Origin of the sequence: Pseudomonas sp. RIT411, from assembly GCF_003057735.2 — a bacterium.
Lineage (GTDB): Bacteria > Pseudomonadota > Gammaproteobacteria > Pseudomonadales > Pseudomonadaceae > Chryseomonas > Chryseomonas oryzihabitans.
This window is the reverse complement of sequence record NZ_QBIZ02000017.1, coordinates 104,366-117,017: the sequence shown is the minus strand read 5'-3', so window position 1 is coordinate 117,017 and position 12,652 is coordinate 104,366. Positions and strand designations below refer to the sequence as shown.

Below are 12,652 nucleotides of genomic sequence, written 5' to 3'. Positions count from 1 at the left end.
CCTGGGTGGTACGCGTCAGCCGATCAGCGCCCGGGCGAAGTCGCGATAGCCATGCAGCGGGCGCCCCAGCATCTGCACCAGCCGCTCGCGGTCGCCGGGCTGCGGCAGCATGCCGTCGCTGACATAGCGCTCGGCCATGAGCCTCATCTCGTAGGCCATCCAGGCCGGCATGAAGGTCGCCATGTTCTGCTCGAAGCCCTGGGGATCGTCGCCGGCGTAATGGATGGGGCGGTCCAGCAGTTCGCTCCAGATCGCCGCGGCGCCCTCGCCGGTGAGGCTGTCCGGGCCGACCAGATTGAGCGTCGTGCTGGGCAGCCTGCCCGGCGCCTGATCGCGGCGGATGAGCTCGAGGGCGGCGACCTCGGCGATGTCCCGGGCATCGACCATGGCCACGCCCTTGCCGCCGAGGGGCATGGGATAGATCCCGTGCTGCAGGATGACGTCCTTGAGCATGGCTTCGTTGTCGATGAAATAGCTGGGCCGCAGGATGGTGGCGCCAAAGCCCATGGCCGCGAGCATGCGTTCGGCGCCGAACTTCACCGCGAAGTGCGGCACGTTGACCGCGCTGTCGGCGCCGAAGACCGAGAGATAGACGACCCGCTCGACGCCGCTCTCCCGGGCGATGTTGAGGGTGATGAGCGCCTGGGTGAATTCGTCGCCGGTCACGGCGTTGAGCAGGAAGAGGGTGGAAACGCCGCTGAAGGCGCGACGCAGGGCGGCGAGATCGAGCAGGTCGCCCTGCATGACCTCAACGGCGGCAGGAAAATCGGTGCCGGCCGGGTTGCGGGTCAGCACCCGGACCTTGGCATCGCGCTGCACGAGTTGTTGCATGAGGTGGCGGCCTACGCTGCCGGTGGCGCCAGTGACGAGGATGGTCATGTCGGTAACTCCAGGTGGGTGAGGGGTGGAGCCACCTTAAGTCGTCTCACCTTGAGTCAATAGCCGCTAAAATAGGAACACTTCGTTCCATAATCGAGACACTGCCTTGGACTTCAGTCTGCTCTTCGACTTCCAGCTCATCGCTACCCACGGCGGCATCGGCAAGGCCAGTCGCGCCAGTGGCCGACCCAAGGCCAGCCTGTCGCGGCGGCTGGCCGAGCTGGAAGAGGCCCTGGGCATCAGGCTGATCGAGCGGGGTGGGCGCAGCCTGCTGCTGACGCCGGCCGGTGCCGAGCTGGCGGCCCGTACCCTGGGGCCGCTGCGCGAAGTGCAGGAGGCGGTGGCGGCGGTGCAGGAGGGGGTGGCGGTGCCGCGTGGGCGGTTGCGCATCGCGGCGCCGCTGCTGTTTTCCCAGGTGGCGCTGGGACGTCTGAGTGCGGATTTTCGCCGGCAGTATCCGGAGATCCTGATCGAAGCGGTGGGCGAAGATCGCCTGGCCGATCTGGTGGACGAGCATTTCGACCTGGCCATCCGCATCAATCCGGCGGTCGATAGCCGCCTGGTGGGGCGCTGTTTCGCCCGGGATCGAAGGGTGCTGGTGGCAGCACCTGGCCTCGATCGCCCCCTGGAATCCGCTGCCGAACCCATGCCCCTGCCGGCGGTGGTCATGCCCGGCCATGGCGACGGCGAGGTCTGGACGCTCGCGGAGGACGGGGCGCGCTTTCTGCCCCAGCCGGTGGTGCAGCTGACCTCGCTGTTGACCATCCGCGAGGCGGTGCTCGCCGGGGCGGGTGCGGCGCTGTTGCCGCTGTCCCTGGTGCAACGGCAGCTGGACCAGGGCGCGCTCAGCCGCTGGGGCACCCAGGCCGGCGAGACCGAACTCTGGGTGCTGCACACCTCGCGGCGACTGCAGAGCCCCAAGGTCAGGGCCTTCGTCGATTTCCTCTGCGCGCGCTATCCGGACGGCATCTTTCGGCTGGACTAGCGGAGTCCGCTGGCGGCGAGACGACAGCCTGCGTATCACCCGCCGCCCTTTGTCCGGATAATGGCGGCCACTCTGTCTCCAAACCGGAATGCTGTGCATGGAAATCAAGGTCAATTTTCTCGACAACCTGAGGCTCGAGGCCAAGTTCGACGACTTCTCGGTGATCGCCGATCAGCCCATCCGCTACAAGGGTGACGGCTCGGCCCCGGGGCCCTTCGACTATTTCCTGGCGTCCTCGGCGCTCTGCGCGGCCTATTTCGTCAAGCTCTATTGCCAGACCCGCGACATCCCCACCGATAACATCCGCCTGGCCCAAAGCAACATCGTCGACCCGGAGAATCGCTACAAGCAGACCTTCAAGATCCAGGTCGAGCTGCCCGCCGAGCTGTCCGACAAGGACCGCCAGGGCATCCTCAGATCCATCGATCGCTGCACGGTGAAGAAGGCGGTGCAGGCCGGTCCGGACTTCATCATCGAGGCGGTGGAAAGCCTCGACGCCGATGCCCAGGCCCTGCTGCTGCCCAGCGATGGCACCCGCCAGACCTACATCCCCGGCAAGGACCGGCCGCTGGAAGAGACCATCGCCAAGCTCTCCGGCATCCTCGCCGAGCTGGGCATGAAGGTGGAGATCGCCTCCTGGCGCAACATCGTGCCCAACGTCTGGTCGCTGCACCTGCGCGATGTGCAGTCGGCGCTGTGCTTCACCAATGGCAAGGGTGCGACCAAGGAAGCGGCCCTGGCCTCGGCGCTGGGCGAATTCATCGAGCGCCTCAACTGCAACTTCTTCTACAACGACCAGTACTGGGGCGAGGCCATCGGCAACGCCGCCTTCGTCCACCACCCCGCCGAACGCTGGTTCCAGCCGGGTCCCAAGGACGCGCTGCCCCGGGAGATCCTCGACCGCTACTGCCGCAAGCTCTACGACCCGGAAGGCGAACTGCGCGCCTCGCACCTGCACGACACCAATTCCGGCAACGTGGCGCGCGGCATCTGCGCGCTGCCCTTCGTGCGCCAGTCCGACGGCGAGGTGGTGTACTTCCCCTCGAACCTGATCGAGAACCTCTACCTCAGCAACGGCATGAGCGCCGGCAACACCCTGGCCGAAGCCCAGGTGCAGTGCCTGTCGGAAATCTTCGAGCGGGCGGTGAAGCGAGAGATCCTCGAAGGCGAGCTGGCGCTGCCGGATGTGCCTGACGAGGTATTGGCCCGCTATCCCGCCATCGTCGAGGGCATCCGCGGCCTGGAAGCCCAGGGCTTCCCGGTACTGGTCAAGGACGCCTCCCTGGGTGGTGAATTCCCGGTGATGTGCGTGACCCTGATGAATCCGCGCACCGGTGGAGTGTTCGCCTCCTTCGGTGCCCATCCGCGCCTGGAGATCGCCCTGGAGCGCAGCCTCACCGAGCTGTTGCAGGGTCGCAGCTTCGAGGGCTTGAACGACCTACCGCAGCCGACCTTCGAAAGCCAGGCGCTGATGGAGCCCAACAACTTCGTCGAGCACTTCATCGACTCCAGTGGCCTGGTCTCCTGGCGCTTCTTCAGCGCCAAGGCCGATCACGAGTTCGTCGACTGGGACTTTTCCAGCGAGGGTGAAGACGCCACCGCCCAGGAGGCCGCCACCCTGTTCGGCATCCTCGCCGAGCGGGACCTGGAAGCCTACATGGCGGTGTACGAGGAACTGGGCGCGCCGGCCTGTCGCATCCTGGTGCCGGGCTACTCGGAGATCTATCCGGTCGAGGACCTGATCTGGGACAACACCAACAAGGCCCTGCCGGTGCGCGAGGACATCCTCAACCTGCACCGCCTGGACGATGCGGCCCTGGAATCCCTGCTCGAACGCCTGGACGATACTCAGGTGGACGACTACACCCGCATCGCCACCCTGATCGGCGTGGAATTCGACGAGAACACCGTCTGGGGCCAGTTGACCCTGCTGGAACTCAAGCTGCTCATCCACCTGGCGCTGCAGCAGTTCGAAGAGGCCAAGGAAGAGGTCGAGACCTTCCTGCAGTTCAACGACAACACTCTGGAGCGCGGCCTGTTCTACCAGGCGCTCAATGCGGTGCTGGAAGTGGAGCTGGACGACGAACTGGAACTGGCCGACTTCGAGGTCAACTTCCGGCGCATGTTCGGCAATGAGCGACTGGACGCCGCCCTGGGTTCGGTTTCGGGCGAGGTGCGCTTCCACGGCCTGACGCCCACCAGCCTCAAGCTGGAAGGCATCGACAAGCACCTGCGACTGATCGACAGCTATCGCAAGCTGCACGCGGCGCGGGCCAGGGCTGCCGGCATCGCGCTCTGAGGTAGCGCCCCGCCCGTAGCGGGGCGGGGCCTTCCCAGCAGTCAGCAGACCGCGATATGGGAATCCGCGCGCGGCTCGGTGCCGCCGCAGAGCACGCCGGTTTCCGGATCGCGGACGATGATCTGGCCGCGACCGAAGTCGGTGGAGTCGTGGGCGATCTCGATCTGGTGGCCGCGCCGCGCCAGGCCACTGGCCAGGGCGCGGGAAGCCGCCTGCTCGATGCCGACCTTCATCTCCCCCAGCCATTGCCAGCGCGGCGCATCCAGCGCCGCCTGCGGATTCAGGCCGAAGTCCACCAGGTTCATCACCATCTGCACATGCCCCTGGGGTTGCATGTAGCCCCCCATGACGCCAAAGGGTCCGATGGGCACGTCGCCCCGGGTCAAAAAGCCCGGGATGATGGTGTGGAAGGTCTGCTTGCCCGGCGCCAGGGCGTTGGAATGCGCGGCATCCAGGCTGAATTCCGAGCCGCGATTCTGCAGGCCGATGCCGCTGTCGGGCAGCACCACGCCGGAGCCGAAGCCGTGGTAGGCGCTCTGGATGAAGGACACCATGTTGCCTTCGCCATCAGCGGTGGCGATGTAGACGGTGCCGCTGGCCTGGGGATCGCCATGCAGCGGCGGCTGGGCCTCGTCGGTGATCTCGGCGCGGCGGCGCTCGGCATAGGCGTCGTCCAGCAGCACGCTGGCGGCGACCCTCATGTGCTCGGGATCGGTGATGTAGTGCAGGCCGTCGGCATAGGCCTTCTTCATGGCTTCCAGCTGGCGGTGCCAGGTGAGCTGGCTGTCGCGCTGGTCGAAGTCATAGCCTTTGAGGATGTTCAGGGCCATGAGGGCGATCAGGCCCTGGCCGCTCGGCGGGATCTCCCACACCTGATAGCCACGGTAGTCGACCTTGATCGGCTCGACCCAGCGCGGCTGGTAGCCGGCCAGGTCAGCGGCGGTCAGGTGGCCGCCGGTCGCGGCGGCATGGGCGGCCAGGCGTTGGGCGAGGGCGCCGCGGTAGAAGCTTTCGCAGCGGGTCTGCGCCAGGTCTTCCAGGGTGCGCGCCTGTGCCGGATTGCGAAACAGCTGGCCGGCGACCGGGGCCTTGCCGTCGATGAGGAAGGTGTCGAACCAGGCTTCCAGTTCGGGCGACTTATCCCGGCTGGCCTGGTACTCGGCCTGGGCGATGCGCCACTGGTGGGCGACCACCGGCGAGACCGGGAAGCCATCGCGGGCCAGGGCGATGGCGGGCTCGAACAGGGTGGCGAAGGGCAGCTTGCCGAAGCGCCGCGACAACTCGGCCCAGGCCGCCGGACAGCCCGGCACCGTGACCGGCAGCCAGCCGTGCACCGGCATGCGTTCGTGGCCGGCGGCCTTGACCGTGGCGATGTCCAGGCTGGCCGGGGCATGACCGCTGGCGTCCAGGCCGTGCAGCCTGTCCTTGACCCAGACCAGGGCGAAGGCATCGCCGCCGATGGCATTGCCGGTGGGTTCCACCACGGTCAGGGCCGCGGCGGTGGCGATGGCCGCGTCGATGGCGTTGCCGCCCTGGCGCAGCATGGCGATGCCGGCCTCGGCGGCCAGCGGCTGGGAGGTGGCGACCATGCCATTGCGCGCGAAGACGCTCTGGCGTTGCGAGGCATAGGGGTAGTCGTGGGCGGAGAAATTCAGCATGGCAGGCTCTTCGTCTTCAATCGGGTAGCGGCGTGCGTCGGCTCAGAGCACGCGACTGAGGAATTCGCGGGTGCGCGGATGGGTGGGATTGCCGAACACCTGGGCGGGCGGGCCTTCCTCGATCAGTTCGCCCTGGTGCAGCACCACCACGCGATCGGCTACCTCGCGGGCGAAGCCCATCTCGTGCGTCACCACCACCATGGTCATGCCGTCCTCGGCCAGCTCCTTCATCACCTGCAGCACCTCGCCGACGGTTTCCGGGTCGAGGGCGCTGGTGGGTTCGTCGAACAGCATGGCCTGGGGCTTCATGGCCAGGGCGCGGGCGATGGCCACGCGCTGCTGCTGGCCGCCGGAGAGTTGCGCCGGATAGTGGTCGGCCTTGTCGGACAGCCGCACCCGGGCGAGCAGGGCGCGGGCCTGCTCCACGGCGGCGGTGCGCGCCACGCCGAGCACCTGGATCGGGGCCTCGATGATGTTTTCCAGCACCGTCATGTGCGGGAACAGATTGAACCTCTGGAACACCATGCCGATGTCGCGGCGGCGGCGGGCGATGTTGCGCTCGGAGTCCCTGACCCTCGATCCGTCGGGACGCTCGCGAAAGCCCATCAGCTCGCCGTTGACGCGGATGGTGCCGCCCTGGATGTCCTCCAGATGGTTGAGGCAGCGGATGAAGGTGGTCTTGCCGGAGCCGGAGGCGCCGATCAGCACCACCACCTCGCCGCGGCGCACCTCCAGGCTCACGCCCTTGAGAATGTCCAGCTCGCCGAAGGCCTTGTGCACCTCCAGCGCCTGGATCACGGGTTCTTGCGTGGTCGTCATGGCTAGCGTCCCCGTAGCTTGAAGCCCTGCAGGCTGAACAGCCGGCCGGTGGCGGTGGGTCTGTGACCGTCGGCCTTGCCGAAGCGCCGCTCCAGCCAGGCCTGGAAGAAGCCCCAGAGGGTGGTCAGGACCAGGAAGTAGATGGCCACCACCAGGTACAGCTCGAAGACGCGAAAGGTCGCCGAGGTGATCATCTGGGTGCTGAGCAGCAGCTCCTGCACCCCGATGACGCTGACCAGGGTGGTGTTCTTGAGCATCACGTTGAACTCGTTGCCGAGCGGCGGAATGATCACCCGCAGCGCCTGGGGCAGCACGATGCGCCGCATCAGCTTGGCCGGCGTCATGCCCAGGGAGCGCGCCGCCTCGTACTGGCCGCGATCCACCGCACCGATGCCGGCGCGGATGATCTCGGCCATGTAGGCGCCTTCATTGAGACCCAGGGCGATGATGGCCGCCTGGATGTTGCCCGGGATCACCAGGAAACCCAGGTCCAGGTCCTCGAAGCGGAAGATGCCGCCGGCCGCCAGGGCCGTGTAGAGGAAGACGATCTGCACCAGCAGCGGCGTGCCGCGCATCAGCCAGACATAGAAGCGCACCGGGTATTGCAGCGCCCGGTAGCGCGACAGCCGTGCCAGCGCCGCCAGCAGGCCGAGCGCGCAACCCAGCAGCATGGCGCCGACGGCGATGACGCAGGTCAGCCCGAGGCCGTAGAGGTAGACGTCGCTCGGGTGCAGCAGGTACTGCCAGAACACATCCCAGCTGAAGTTCATCTTGACCGTCCCTTAATCGAGCTTGTCGCCTTCCAGGTGCCACTTGGCCATGAGGGCGGCGTAGCTGCCATCGGCCTTCATGTCGGCGAGGATCTGGGTGAGGGCGGCGCTGAGCTGGCTGTCGTCCTTGCGCACGCCGATCCCGGTGAGGATGCGGGCGAAGGCCGGCACGCCGGTCTCGAATTGGCCGGGCGCCACGCCCTGGTAGTAGGCGGCGGTTTCCACGGTCGTGCCGTAGGCGTCGGTCTGGCCCAGGCGCAGGGCCTGGAAGGCGTCGGTGTCGCTGTTGTAGGCCACCAGCTTCATGGGCGCCTTGCCGGCCTTCTTCAGTTCTTCGTTGTGGGCGTCGAGCAGGGTGCGAATGGTGGAGCCGTTGAGCACCGCCACCTTCTTGCCGGTGAGGTCATCCAGGGTATGGATGCCGGCCTTGTTGCCGGCCGGCACCACCACCGCCTGGCTGGAGTACATGTAGTTGACGATGTCGATCACCTGGCGGCGCTCGGGCTTGTCGAACAGCTGGTCGATCAGCAGGTCGCACTGACCGGCCAGCAGCGCCGGGATCAGGCCCGAGAAGGGCACCACGCGCCAGTCGACCTTCTTGTCGCCGAGGCGCTTGGCGATCTCGGCGCCGAGGTCGACGGTGAGGCCCTTAGGCTTCTGGGCTTCGTCGAAGAAGCCGATCGGCGGGGTATCGAGGGCGCCGCAATAGGTGATCTTGGACGCCTTGGCCAGGCGCTCGGGGATCTGGGGGGCGGCCTGGGTGAAGCCGGCAGCGAGGGTCAGGGCGAGCAGACTGCAGGAAAGCCGGTGGCGGGTCATGGTCTTCTCCGGAAGGACGGGGGTGGCAGGGCGGATGGCTCAGCGCGGGGGCGCACTTCGGGTCTGGTCGCCCGATCGTTCGATAAAGGTCAGCAGGTCGGGCACCGTGCCCTCGATGTGCTCGCGCAACACCCGCTCGGCCTCGGCGGCATCGCCGGCGCGCAGGGCGGCGAGGATGGGCGCGTGTTCGTCGCGGGCCGACTGGGGCCGGTCGGCGTGCAGCCAGAGCTGCATGTGCGGCTCGATCAGGGCATAGAGGCCGTTGATCTGGCGCAGCAGCCGCGGCCGGCCGGCCAGGCTGCACAGGTATTCGTGGAAGGCGCGGTGCTGGGCGACCCAGGCGCCGGGTTCCTGCTCGTCGTCCAGGTCTTCCAGCAGCCGCTCCAGGCGCGTCATCTCGCGGGGGCCGACATGGGGCGTGGCCAGGCGGATGGCCAGGCCTTCGAGGGCGCTGCGCATCTCGAACACTTCGCGCATGTCGTCCAGGTCCAGGCCGCTGACCACCGCGCCGCGATGCGGCCGGAGGATCACCAGGCCTTCGGCGGCGAGGCGCTGGAAGGCGCTGCGCACCGGCATGCGACTCATGCCCAGGGTGGTGGCGATGTCCTCGGCGATCAGGCGTTCGCCATTGCGATAGTGCCCGGCGCAGATGGCCTGCAGCAGATGGCGATAGGCCTCTTCTTCGGCGCTCAGGGCGGTGGAGCGGGACAGAGCGGAGAGCGGCATGGGCTGGCTTCCTGGATTTTTGTATCCAATCTGCCAAGGCAAGGCCCATGCCAGGGAACCAAATGCTTGCCAGCGCTGGGCCGCGGGTCAGGGCGGTCCGGCGCCGGCGTTACCTTTTGCACCAGCCTGGGTCGCAGTTGCCGCCGCCTTGCTACCCCAGGACCCGAAACGGGGCGGCGTCAGTCCAGCAACTGGCCATCGGCGGCGAAGAAGGGATAGGGCCCGGGATAGTTGCCCAGCGGCAGATGGTGGGTCACCAGCGCCTCGTCCGCCCAGCGATGCAGCAGCAGGCCCGGCGGCTCCAGGCGGAAGCGCGAGGGCGCCGCCTCGCGCAGGTCCAGGTCGACCTGGTGCGACACGCCGGGGCAGACGCAGGCCAGGGTGCCGCCGAAGCGGCGCTGGATCAGCCGGTGCAGGTGACCGCAGAGCAGGCGTTCCACCTGGGGATGGCGGCGGATCACCGCTTCCAGTTCGGCACCGCCGGCCAGGCCGATGCGATCCATATGGCCGATGCCGACCGGGAACGGCGGGTGATGCAGGAGCACCAGGGTCGGCTGTTCGGGTGCCTGGGCGAGCTGGTCGTCGAGCCAGGCCAGTTGCCTGGCGTCGAGACGCCCCCCGTGCTCGCCCGGGATATGGGTATCCAGGCCGATCAGCCGCAGCGGGCCGCAGTCCTGCTGCCAGTCCAGGGTGCCCTGGGCCGGCAGATAGGGGTGATCGGCGAAGGCGGCGCGCAGGGCGGCGCGGTCGTCGTGATTGCCGGGGATGACGAAGAAGGGCATGGCCAGCTCGGCCAGCACCTCGCGCAGGGTGGCGTATTCCTCGGGGGTGCCGAAGTCCACCAGGTCCCCGGTGATGACCAGGGCATCCGGGCGCGGTTGCAGGGCGTTGAGGCGGTCCACCGCCAGGCGCAGGGCGCCGAGGGTATCGACCACCCCGTAGGACAGCCGGCCGCCGGCCTTGATGTGCAGGTCGCTGAGCTGGGCCAGCAGGAAGGGCGCGTGCATTAGGGTCTCCAGTCAGGAAGCCAGGGTGAAGAGGGCGTCGGGGCGCACGTTCAGGTGCAGCAGGTCGCCCGGTTGCGCCTGCAGGGGCTGGGCGGTGTCCACCAGCAGCGGCTGGCCGGTGCCCACCTCCACCAGCAGCCGCGAATGGGCGCCCTGGAAGAATTGCCCGACCAGGATGCCGGTGAGGTGCGCGGGCGTCGCACTCGGCTCCAGGTGTTCCGGGCGACAGAACAGGGTGCTGGCCGCGCCGGTCCAGGGTAGTCGCCCGCCGGCGACCGCCACCTCGGCGTCGCTCTGGCCGCGCACCTCGAAGCGGTTGAGCTGGCCGACGAAACCGGCGACGAAGCGACTGGCCGGGCGCTGGTAGATCTGCGTCGGGGTGCCGATCTGGGCGATGCGGCCTTCGCCCATCACCACGATGCGATCGCCCAGGGCCAGGGCTTCCTGCTGGTCGTGGGTGACGTAGACGGCGGTAGTGCCGAGTTCGCGCAGCAGCGCGCCGATGTCGGCCCGCAACTGCTCGCGCAGCTGGGCGTCCAGCGCCGCCAGGGGTTCGTCGAACAGCAGCACCCGGGGGCGCGGCGCCAGGGCCCGGGCCAGGGCCACGCGCTGGCGCTGGCCGCCGGACAGCTGCTGGATGCGCCGCTCGGCCAGGGGCTCGAGGTGCATCATGGCCAGCAGCTCGGCGACCCGGGCATCGCGCTCGGCGCGCGGCAGGCCACGGATCTTCAGGCCGTAGGCGATGTTGCCGGCCACGTCCAGGTTGGGAAACAGGGCGTAGTTCTGGAACACCATGCCGACGTCGCGCCGCTCGATGGGTAAGCCGGTGACGTCGCGGTCGTCGAACAGGACCTGGCCACCGGCATCGGGCTGCTCCAGGCCGGCGATCAGGCGCAGGGTGGTGGTCTTGCCACAGCCGGACGGGCCGAGAAACACCAGGGTCTCGCCCGGGTGGATGTCGAGGTCCAGGGGCTGCAGCACCTGGCGGCCTCCGGCAAAGGTCTTGGCGCAGTGGCGCAGGCGGACGGCGGTACCTTGGGTCATCGCAGGGCTCCACGGGACAGGCGGGCGCTGAGGGCCTGGAGGGCGACCAGCAGCGGCACGATCAGCAATAGGAAGATCAGGGTGTAGGCGGAGCCCACCTCCAGCCGCGCCGAGGCGTAGCTGTCGGCCAGGCCCACCGGCAGGGTCTTGGTCAGGGGCGTGTGCAGCATCCAGGTGAGGTTGAATTCACCCAGCGAGAGGGTGATCACCATGAGGCTGCCGGCCAGGATGCCGGCGCGGGCATTGGGCACCACCACGCCGAAGAAGCGCCGCCAGGGACCGGCGCCGAGGCTGGCTGCGGCTTCCTCCAGCAGCGGCAGCTGGCTGCGTCTGAGCACCGCCATCACCGGGCGGATGAGGAAGGGCAGGGTGAACAGCAGGTGGCCCACCAGGATGATCGCCGGGCTGCGGCGAAAGCCGCCCAGGTGACCGTAGGTCAGCAGCAGCGCCAGCGCCGAGGCGAAGCCGGGCATGGCCACCGGCAACACCAGCAATTCCTCGAAGGCGCGGGCGAAGCGGTTGTCCAGACGCACCAGTGCATAGGCCGCCGGGACGCCGAGTACGACTGCGAGCACCGCCGTGCCCAGCGCCAGTTGCAGCGACAGCCAGACGGTGGGGGCATAGGCCTGCCAGACCTGCAGCACCCAGTCGAGGGTGAGGCCGCTGGCGAGGCCCTGGAAGTAGTTGCGGGTGAGGCCGGCCAGTACCGAGAGCAGCACCGGCACCAGCAGGAAGGCCGCCACCAGCAGGGTGAACAGCAATTGCAGCCAGAAGCGCAGGGGTCGATTCATCGCAGGTCTCCCTGGACGCCGCCGAGGCGCCGCGCCAGCAGCAGGACCAGCCAGGTGACGAGGCCGAGCACCACCGAGAGCGCCGCGGCCACGCCGAAGTTGGCGAAGTTGGTGAAGGTGTCGTAGATGGCGATGGGCGTCACCGCCAGCCGCGTGCCGAGGGTGAAGGCGGTGCCGAAGGCGCCCATCGCGGTGGCGAAGCACAGGGCGCCGCTGGACAGCAGCGCCGGGGTCAGGCCCGGGATCAGCACATCGCGCACCATGGCGAAGAGCCCAGCGCCCAGGGAGCGGGCGGCTTCTTCCAGGCTGGTGTCGAGGGTCTCGCAAGCGGCCATCACCGTGAGGATCACGCGCGGGATGGAGAAATAGAGATAGCCGAGAAACAGCCCGAACAGCGAATAGGCGAACACCCAGGGCTCGCCGACCAGGCTGCGGCCGAGACCGGCGAACAGCCCCTGGCGGCCGCCCAGCAGGATGATCAGGAAGCCCACCACCACGCCCGGAAAGGCCAGCGGAAAGGTCAGCAGGGCCACCAGCAGGCTGCGCCCGACGAAGGCATGCCGCGCCAGGAAGCAGCCGGCGATGCCGGCCACCAGCAGGGTGGCCAGGGTGGTGACGGCGGCCAGGGCCACCGTCTGGGCGAGTCCGGACAGATAGCCGGCGCTGGTCAGCACCTGCCAGTAGCCGGAGCGGCCGGCAGCGTCCGGATGGGCGCCGAGTACCAGCAGCTGCGCCAGCGGCAGCAGCCAGAAGGCCAGCAGAAAGGCGCTCGCCGGTGCCAGGGCGACGAGCACCGGCCAGGGCAGCCGGCGCGGCACCCGGCGGCGCCCGAGGGAGACGGCGAGGCCCTGCATC

Annotated in this window: 12 protein-coding genes; 2 read left to right on the top strand and 10 right to left on the bottom strand. The window is 68.4% G+C overall.

What is annotated here, in order from left to right; genetic code table 11:
- Positions 1-15: 15 nt before the first annotated feature.
- Entirely contained in the window at positions 16-879 is an 864-nt protein-coding gene (locus DBY63_RS20095) for an NmrA family NAD(P)-binding protein (protein ID WP_108582678.1), read from the bottom strand.
- Positions 880-985: 106 nt separating this feature from the next.
- Between DBY63_RS20095 and DBY63_RS20090 the strand changes: the two genes are divergently transcribed.
- Positions 986-1,864, top strand: a complete 879-nt coding sequence (locus tag DBY63_RS20090; protein WP_108582677.1) for a LysR family transcriptional regulator — start codon at positions 986-988, stop codon at positions 1,862-1,864.
- Positions 1,865-1,961: 97 nt separating this feature from the next.
- Positions 1,962-4,163 carry an OsmC domain/YcaO domain-containing protein gene (locus DBY63_RS20085; protein ID WP_108582676.1) on the top strand — a complete coding sequence of 734 codons (2,202 nt, stop codon included), beginning with the start codon at positions 1,962-1,964 and terminating at the stop codon, positions 4,161-4,163.
- A gap of 41 nt (positions 4,164-4,204) precedes the next feature.
- Here the strand turns inward: DBY63_RS20085 and DBY63_RS20080 are convergent, their stop codons facing one another.
- The 9 genes from DBY63_RS20080 to DBY63_RS20040 all read right to left on the bottom strand — a co-directional run bounded on the left by DBY63_RS20080 (position 4,205) and on the right by DBY63_RS20040 (position 12,651).
- Positions 4,205-5,821 (bottom strand): gamma-glutamyltransferase family protein, encoded by a 1,617-nt coding sequence (locus tag DBY63_RS20080; RefSeq protein WP_108582675.1) that lies wholly within the window; start codon positions 5,819-5,821, stop codon positions 4,205-4,207.
- Positions 5,822-5,863: 42 nt separating this feature from the next.
- The gene (locus DBY63_RS20075) at positions 5,864-6,640 is read right to left on the bottom strand and encodes an amino acid ABC transporter ATP-binding protein (RefSeq protein WP_042133785.1); all 777 of its coding nucleotides are present in this window, start codon (positions 6,638-6,640) and stop codon (positions 5,864-5,866) included.
- A gap of 2 nt (positions 6,641-6,642) precedes the next feature.
- The gene (locus DBY63_RS20070; protein ID WP_007158607.1) at positions 6,643-7,410 is read right to left on the bottom strand and encodes an amino acid ABC transporter permease; all 768 of its coding nucleotides are present in this window, start codon (positions 7,408-7,410) and stop codon (positions 6,643-6,645) included.
- A gap of 12 nt (positions 7,411-7,422) precedes the next feature.
- Entirely contained in the window at positions 7,423-8,229 is an 807-nt protein-coding gene (locus tag DBY63_RS20065) for an ABC transporter substrate-binding protein (RefSeq protein ID WP_044342000.1), read from the bottom strand.
- Positions 8,230-8,268: 39 nt separating this feature from the next.
- The gene (locus DBY63_RS20060) at positions 8,269-8,955 is read right to left on the bottom strand and encodes a GntR family transcriptional regulator (protein ID WP_027599608.1); all 687 of its coding nucleotides are present in this window, start codon (positions 8,953-8,955) and stop codon (positions 8,269-8,271) included.
- A gap of 179 nt (positions 8,956-9,134) precedes the next feature.
- Entirely contained in the window at positions 9,135-9,962 is an 828-nt protein-coding gene (locus DBY63_RS20055) for a phosphodiesterase (RefSeq protein WP_108582674.1), read from the bottom strand.
- Positions 9,963-9,974: 12 nt separating this feature from the next.
- Positions 9,975-11,006 carry an ABC transporter ATP-binding protein gene (locus DBY63_RS20050; protein WP_108582673.1) on the bottom strand — a complete coding sequence of 344 codons (1,032 nt, stop codon included), beginning with the start codon at positions 11,004-11,006 and terminating at the stop codon, positions 9,975-9,977.
- Entirely contained in the window at positions 11,003-11,797 is a 795-nt protein-coding gene (locus DBY63_RS20045; RefSeq protein ID WP_108582672.1) for an ABC transporter permease subunit, read from the bottom strand. The genes DBY63_RS20050 and DBY63_RS20045 overlap by 4 nt, the downstream gene beginning before the upstream one ends.
- Entirely contained in the window at positions 11,794-12,651 is an 858-nt protein-coding gene (locus DBY63_RS20040) for an ABC transporter permease (RefSeq protein WP_108582671.1), read from the bottom strand. The genes DBY63_RS20045 and DBY63_RS20040 overlap by 4 nt, the downstream gene beginning before the upstream one ends.
- Position 12,652: the final 1 nt, after the last annotated feature.

Excerpts from the sequence above, each read along its gene's own strand:
- DBY63_RS20050 (WP_108582673.1), bottom strand. The coding sequence starts at position 11,006 with ATGACCCAAGGTACCGCCGTCCGCCTGCGCCACTGCGCCAAGACCTTT.
- DBY63_RS20055 (WP_108582674.1), bottom strand. The coding sequence starts at position 9,962 with ATGCACGCGCCCTTCCTGCTGGCCCAGCTCAGCGACCTGCACATCAAG.
- DBY63_RS20045 (WP_108582672.1), bottom strand. The coding sequence starts at position 11,797 with ATGAATCGACCCCTGCGCTTCTGGCTGCAATTGCTGTTCACCCTGCTG.
- DBY63_RS20040 (WP_108582671.1), bottom strand. The coding sequence starts at position 12,651 with ATGCAGGGCCTCGCCGTCTCCCTCGGGCGCCGCCGGGTGCCGCGCCGG.
- DBY63_RS20075 (WP_042133785.1), bottom strand. The coding sequence starts at position 6,640 with ATGACGACCACGCAAGAACCCGTGATCCAGGCGCTGGAGGTGCACAAG.
- DBY63_RS20060 (WP_027599608.1), bottom strand. The coding sequence starts at position 8,955 with ATGCCGCTCTCCGCTCTGTCCCGCTCCACCGCCCTGAGCGCCGAAGAA.
- DBY63_RS20095 (WP_108582678.1), bottom strand. The coding sequence starts at position 879 with ATGACCATCCTCGTCACTGGCGCCACCGGCAGCGTAGGCCGCCACCTC.
- DBY63_RS20085 (WP_108582676.1), top strand. The coding sequence starts at position 1,962 with ATGGAAATCAAGGTCAATTTTCTCGACAACCTGAGGCTCGAGGCCAAG.
- DBY63_RS20070 (WP_007158607.1), bottom strand. The coding sequence starts at position 7,410 with ATGAACTTCAGCTGGGATGTGTTCTGGCAGTACCTGCTGCACCCGAGC.
- DBY63_RS20080 (WP_108582675.1), bottom strand. The coding sequence starts at position 5,821 with ATGCTGAATTTCTCCGCCCACGACTACCCCTATGCCTCGCAACGCCAG.
- DBY63_RS20065 (WP_044342000.1), bottom strand. The coding sequence starts at position 8,229 with ATGACCCGCCACCGGCTTTCCTGCAGTCTGCTCGCCCTGACCCTCGCT.